Genomic DNA, 5,446 nt, shown 5'->3' on the forward strand with positions numbered 1-5,446 from the left:
CTGGGTAGCCCGAGCTACCAACCTCGAGGGGGTGCAGGTGACGGCCGGATCGCTCGAGAAAGCGTATGATGCTATACGTAAGAAGGTCGAAGCCCACCGGGCGGCGAAGCCCCCTGACCACCGGCCACATCGATGCCCATTCTATCCGGCTGCTCGACGCCTCTGCCGAGGATGTGGTAGCCCGGCTCTCGCGGTCTGATGGTGATACTGGTTCTGGAGCGATCGATCGGGCCCTGGCCGCCCTGACGGAGATCGATCTTTTGGAGCCGGAAGCCTATCTCGATGTCCTGTTTTCGAAGGCAGGGGTCAGGCTGGGGAAGAAGTTGCTGGCGAGGTGGGAGGGGTGAGATTGATTTCAAAAAAATTGGTGTTTATTTATTAGGTATTATTCCAAAAGTCAATTGAAAAGCGACTTATTGGGGCAGGTTTAATCAAAACACTAGGATGAATAATTCACGAAATTCTGCCACTGTTTTATGGAATCAGCAGTATAATCCTGTTCAATATCGCGATACAGCTCCCTATTGTGCAAGAAATCTCATAGAGTGGCATAATGATGAGTACCGGGGGTACCTGGAAGAGAAGTGGCCGAAGTGTGGGAGCTGGCTACAGGAGGAAGTGCCATGACCGACGAATCTCCCCCAGTACCGCCACCCGATGGCGAATCCCCTTACACGCGTGACGACCTCAGCGACATCAACACACTTGCGGTGAAGGAATTTATCCGCTTAATCCAGTCAGATCAGTCTCTTGCACCAGAATGGAAAGAGGAAATGCTTCGCATGCTCGACCTGGGCGTGCCTGATGATATATCATCGCTCGAAAAAATGATCGAGGAGGCCGTTGATGCAGCAACTCAAGAGGCTGAGCGTAAAAAATTGCCGCGGGATAGTTAATGGACCAGATATCCGTTTTGGTACCGGTGGTGTGCTGATCTGCGGTGATAACGGTACGGGCAAGAGCTCTTACGTCGATGCCTTGGAAAAAGTGCTCACTGGAAATTGCAGTTCACTTGATATTCGAACACAGGGGCTTTCGTGGCGGCTGCAAGGGGGTCATATTTTTGCAGAGGCCGCCCCTGAAATTGAACTGGAGATCTCCGACGGAAATCTAATCCGTACCATTACCCTCGAATCTTCACCATCATCCTGCCCCCGCCCACTAAAGCAATTTCTTCAGGCATCTCGTGAAGGCGGTTTTATTCTTCGCCGACGGACGTTGCTTGATTTTATCGACGCGAAACCTGCAGATCGCTGGAAGGCCGTGGAGACGATACTCAATGTTGCCCAATTCAGAGAATTTGAGCAGAAGCTGATTGATCTGAACAAGCATCTCAGGGAGCAAGCTGAAACGGCTGCTGAATCTGTATTAGCTGACGAAACAGAAATTCGTGAATTACTTGGGATCGAGCAGGAAATACCAATTGATGAATCGAGCTGCATTGGTAAATTAAATGAAAAAATACGCTCTTTAGGCCTTTTGGAAATTACCTCTTACGAAGAGATTGAGGTTGTATTATCAACAGTAAAACAGCATCTCGCAGCATTCTCCGATATGGAAAAATGGCAGAGATTACTACAATTTGGTGAATTGCTGAGAAAAGCACCGATATATCAAGAAATAATTGATTTAATATCTTCCTATGACGAGATATCACAGAATATTGACGAAGAATCGAAAAAATTGGTAGGTCATTTTTATGAAGAAGTACTCAAGAGCGGTCTTCAATGGATTCAAGAAGATAAATTAGAGAGCTGCCCGCTGTGCGGAAGTTCGATTTCCTTTAATGAAGTTCAATCGTACGTTAATCAACGATTAGAAGAACATTCAACAATCATTCAATTAAAGGCCGATCGTACACCAATTCACACAGATCTCATAGAAAAAATTCGGTTCTATATATCATTTCTTGATGAAGTGCATGAATATCTTGAAAATGGAGTTACATCAGCATATTCAGCACAATTTGAAGAATTCAGGAAAACAATCAAAAAAATTGGGAGTTTAAACTTTTCTGTTCTGGACAGCGGTAAAATTCAACCTTATCTTGCTGTTCTTAAAAAACAAGATGATTCATTGATTATTAGTTCAATGCACCAGGAAATTGACGAAACCTGCACACCATCACCGGATATGGAAAGGTATAAAGAATTATTTCAGCTAAGTGGGTACCTTCAAACCATTCCTGTTCATCTCGATAATATCCGTTATGCGCTGAAAGTAATTGAGTCAAATGAATATTGTCAGACACAAACGGATCAACTTTGTGCTCTGGCAACACAAGCCCGGAAAAACGCCGTCCAAATCTTCATGGAGGCAATCTCCGATACTGCTGATGAATTGTATCAATATGTTCACCCAGGAGAATCCATCGGCTCATTGGAAATAAATGTGAGGCAACGGACTAACGCCGGTTTAGAACTGAAAAGTGAATTTTATGGTATCTCCGGGGATCCACGTGGTCATTATAGCGAAGGACATGTGGATTCACTCGGTTTGTGTATTTTCCTTGCAATAAGGCGTTTCCAATTTCAACAATGTCCAGATGTCGCTCTCCTCGTTCTCGATGACGTGCTCCATAGTGTCGACGGCAACCACCGTCTTGCAACTGCTCAGATGATCTTTGAAAAATTCAATGACCATCAGATTTTAATCACAACGCATGACCCGGTCTGGTTTGAAAACCTGAAATTTGCCTCAAGAAGGCATATGAACGGTAAAAAATTTGTACAATATAAAATTTCGGACTGGAATATCAAGGAGGGTCCAATATTTGGTGATCACCTGAACGATTACGAATGGCTCACTTCAGATCGCTGCCGTACGGCTACTCCAAGTGATAAAGCGATCAAGGCGGGAAGATTGCTCGAAGCGATGCTTCAGGATCTTTGCCACAACCTTCAGATGAAGGTAACTTACAGCAAGACTGGCAATTATACTATAGATCCCCTGTGGACCTCTTTCTATAATACAGCTCTGAGATTCAAAGGATTTAATGAAGTTTCTGAAGACTGTTTGAACCAGATTGAAGCAACGCGCCAAGTTCGAAATTGGATTGGAGCACATTGGAATGAATGGGCTTTGGGTTTAACCAATCCGGAAGCGCAAAATTTTTGCAATGCAGTTATTGAGTTGCGAAAACTGGTTTATTGTGAGTCTTGCGGTCAATTTATCAAACGCATCAGTGATTTGGATGGCGTATGGGCCTGCAGAGGACAACATCTGAAATATAAGAAAAATTGAGGTAGTTGATGCATTATGATTGAGAATGAAAATTCACTAGATAATGATTTTTTGACAGAAGGGGAAGATGAAGACGACATCCAATTAACGCTTGAGGAAGATGATCGGAGAATTCTGACGAAACCAAGCGACCCGGAAATAAAATCGCTCTACGATAAATGGAAACGTGGAAAACTCATTCTTCAACCGGATTTTCAGCGACAATATGTCTGGGATAATAAGAAAGCAAGCAAATTGATCGAATCAGCCCTCATGGCAATCCCTCTTCCCACTTTGTATTTTGCTGAGGAATCAAATGGTCAACAATCAGTAATTGATGGCCAGCAAAGATTGACTGCATTCTTTTCGTATTTAGATGGTGATTTCCCAGATGGAAAGACGTTTAAGTTGTCCGGTATGACGGCTTTCCCAGAGCTCAACCGTAAGACATTTTCAGATCTCGATGAAGAGACGCAGGATAAAATTCAGGATTTTACTGTCCGTACGATTACAATTCTTAAAGGAAGCGACGCCGATTTAAAATTTGAGATATTTGAACGCCTCAATACCGGTTCAGTTCCTCTGAATGATATGGAGATCCGCAATTGTGTATATAGGGGTCCATATCTCAAATTATTAAAGGAATTAGCTGCAGATTCTGAATTTTTGAAGTTAATGGGATTAGAAGGGCCACAAAAAAGGATGAAAGATGTTGAATTTGTTCTTCGTTTTGCTGCATTTTACCATGAAACATATCTGAGGTATAAGCCTTCGATGAAACAATTTTTCAACCGGGATATGGAAAAATATCGATATATATCCGAAAAAGAGGCAAAAGAACTCAAAGAAGCCTTTAAGAAGGCTGTTTCAATAATAAATTCGCTGTTTGGGGGAAATGCATTTAAGAGATTCTATCCCGGAACAGCAGACGACCCAAATGGCAAATGGGAGCAAAAAAGGTTCAATGCTTCGCTTTATGACGTATATCTTGGAATTTTTTGTGATAAAGATAAAAACCAAGTTTATCAGGCATTGGATGCCCTTCGCGAGGGAATCATCGATCTGATGATATCAGATTCGGAGTTCATTGAGGCAATCCTCATTGGGACGAGCGAACAGGAGAGAGTGAAAAAACGCTTTGATATCATGCGAAGGACGGTCGAGGATATTCTGTCGAAATATCATAAACAGCCTCGCTGTTTTTCTCTGAACCTCAAAGAACAGCTCTACAAAGAGAATCCGACATGTGCTATCTGTGGACAGAGAATCCAGCATATCGATGACGCAGCAGTGGATCATATCGAGCAGTACTGGACGGGAGGAAAAACAATTCCAGAAAATGCCCGTCTGACGCACAGGTATTGCAATATGGCAAGGTCACGAAATGATTGAATAAAAAAGAGAAATTTTGGAATGTTCCACCATGGGGTAAATGAAAAAATCACTTTTCCGGTATCGGCTGATCTGAAGAAGAACGGTATGCTCGAGTCGGACGCCTATCTCGATGTCCGGTTTTCGAAGGCCGGGGTGAGGTTGGGGAAGAAGTTGCTTGCGAGGTGGGAGGGGTGAGGGAAAACATGAATGCAGTGAATGGAGGGGATGAAATACATCCCGCGCACCTGAAACCTCCGATGCCTATGCAGCTGGGCTTGGGGAGATAGCGCCCAGAAATATGACATTGTCAAGACTGGTCTCTGCAAGAATAACCTGCCTGTTGGTTACGATTTGGGAGAAATCCTTGGTCCAGAGGATCGTCCCGTCAACATTCCCGGCGACGTCGTGAGCGCCGAGGAAAACCTCGATGTCATCGGGATTGTCGATGTGCCCGTCCAGGCTGCGATAGATCTTGGCGTCGGGGGTTCGCCGGGTGGGGAAGGTGAGTACGGTTCTGTCTTCTAGCCGTTCGAGGCGGCTGACACATTCCCATGTATATGCTTCATGTCCCTGGCGGAGCTTCGTGACGAGCTGGTTCGGGTCATGGTCGAACGCATCTGCAGCGACGTAGACGATGGGAGAGATCCTCATCTCCTATATGGTTTCCGGCAGAGCGCTTGGCGGCGATTCCTACCCTCTTTCCCATCGCATCGCATCCATGCCTGGATCTGTCATCAGGGGGCGGTGTACGCATTGGCGAAGCAGGTGATTCCGATGAGGACAGCGCTCTTCTTTGAGCGGATCAGGAAGTGCGACGGGCTCAGGCGGATCGAGGTGAGGCTGCCGTAGG

5 protein-coding genes are annotated in these 5,446 nt (G+C 45.0%); 4 read left to right on the top strand and 1 reads right to left on the bottom strand.

From position 1 onward, the window contains the following. The first annotated feature begins 173 nt into the window (after window positions 1-173). The 4 genes from QCH34_RS05850 (at window position 174) to QCH34_RS05865 (ending at window position 4,614) form a co-directional block, all read left to right on the top strand. Window positions 174-347 (top strand): hypothetical protein, encoded by a 174-nt coding sequence (locus QCH34_RS05850; RefSeq protein WP_300331583.1) that lies wholly within the window; start codon window positions 174-176, stop codon window positions 345-347. A 276-nt stretch (window positions 348-623) separates the two neighbouring features. Beyond that, window positions 624-896 (top strand): hypothetical protein, encoded by a 273-nt coding sequence (locus QCH34_RS05855; protein ID WP_300331586.1) that lies wholly within the window; start codon window positions 624-626, stop codon window positions 894-896. Continuing rightward, complete coding sequence (locus tag QCH34_RS05860) at window positions 847-3,243, top strand: AAA family ATPase (RefSeq protein WP_300331589.1); 2,397 nt, start codon at window positions 847-849, stop codon at window positions 3,241-3,243. Before QCH34_RS05855 ends, QCH34_RS05860 begins: the two co-directional genes overlap by 50 nt. Window positions 3,244-3,258: 15 nt before the next feature. Continuing rightward, window positions 3,259-4,614 (top strand): DUF262 domain-containing protein, encoded by a 1,356-nt coding sequence (locus QCH34_RS05865; protein ID WP_300331592.1) that lies wholly within the window; start codon window positions 3,259-3,261, stop codon window positions 4,612-4,614. Between the two features lie 243 nt (window positions 4,615-4,857). Here QCH34_RS05865 and QCH34_RS05870 read toward each other — a convergent pair whose 3' ends face one another. Beyond that, on the bottom strand, window positions 4,858-5,247 hold the full coding sequence (locus QCH34_RS05870; RefSeq protein WP_300331595.1) for a hypothetical protein: 390 nt from the start codon (window positions 5,245-5,247) through the stop codon (window positions 4,858-4,860). Between the last annotated feature and the right edge of the window lie 199 nt (window positions 5,248-5,446).

Source organism: Methanocalculus sp. (assembly GCF_029762515.1).
Classification (GTDB): Archaea; Halobacteriota; Methanomicrobia; order Methanomicrobiales; family Methanocorpusculaceae; genus Methanocalculus.

What these genes read in the sequence shown, in the direction of transcription:
- QCH34_RS05855 (WP_300331586.1), top strand. Translation starts at nt 624, where the DNA reads ATGACCGACGAATCTCCCCCAGTACCGCCACCCGATGGCGAATCCCCT.
- QCH34_RS05870 (WP_300331595.1), bottom strand. Translation starts at nt 5,247, where the DNA reads ATGAGGATCTCTCCCATCGTCTACGTCGCTGCAGATGCGTTCGACCAT.
- QCH34_RS05865 (WP_300331592.1), top strand. Translation starts at nt 3,259, where the DNA reads ATGATTGAGAATGAAAATTCACTAGATAATGATTTTTTGACAGAAGGG.
- QCH34_RS05860 (WP_300331589.1), top strand. Translation starts at nt 847, where the DNA reads ATGCAGCAACTCAAGAGGCTGAGCGTAAAAAATTGCCGCGGGATAGTT.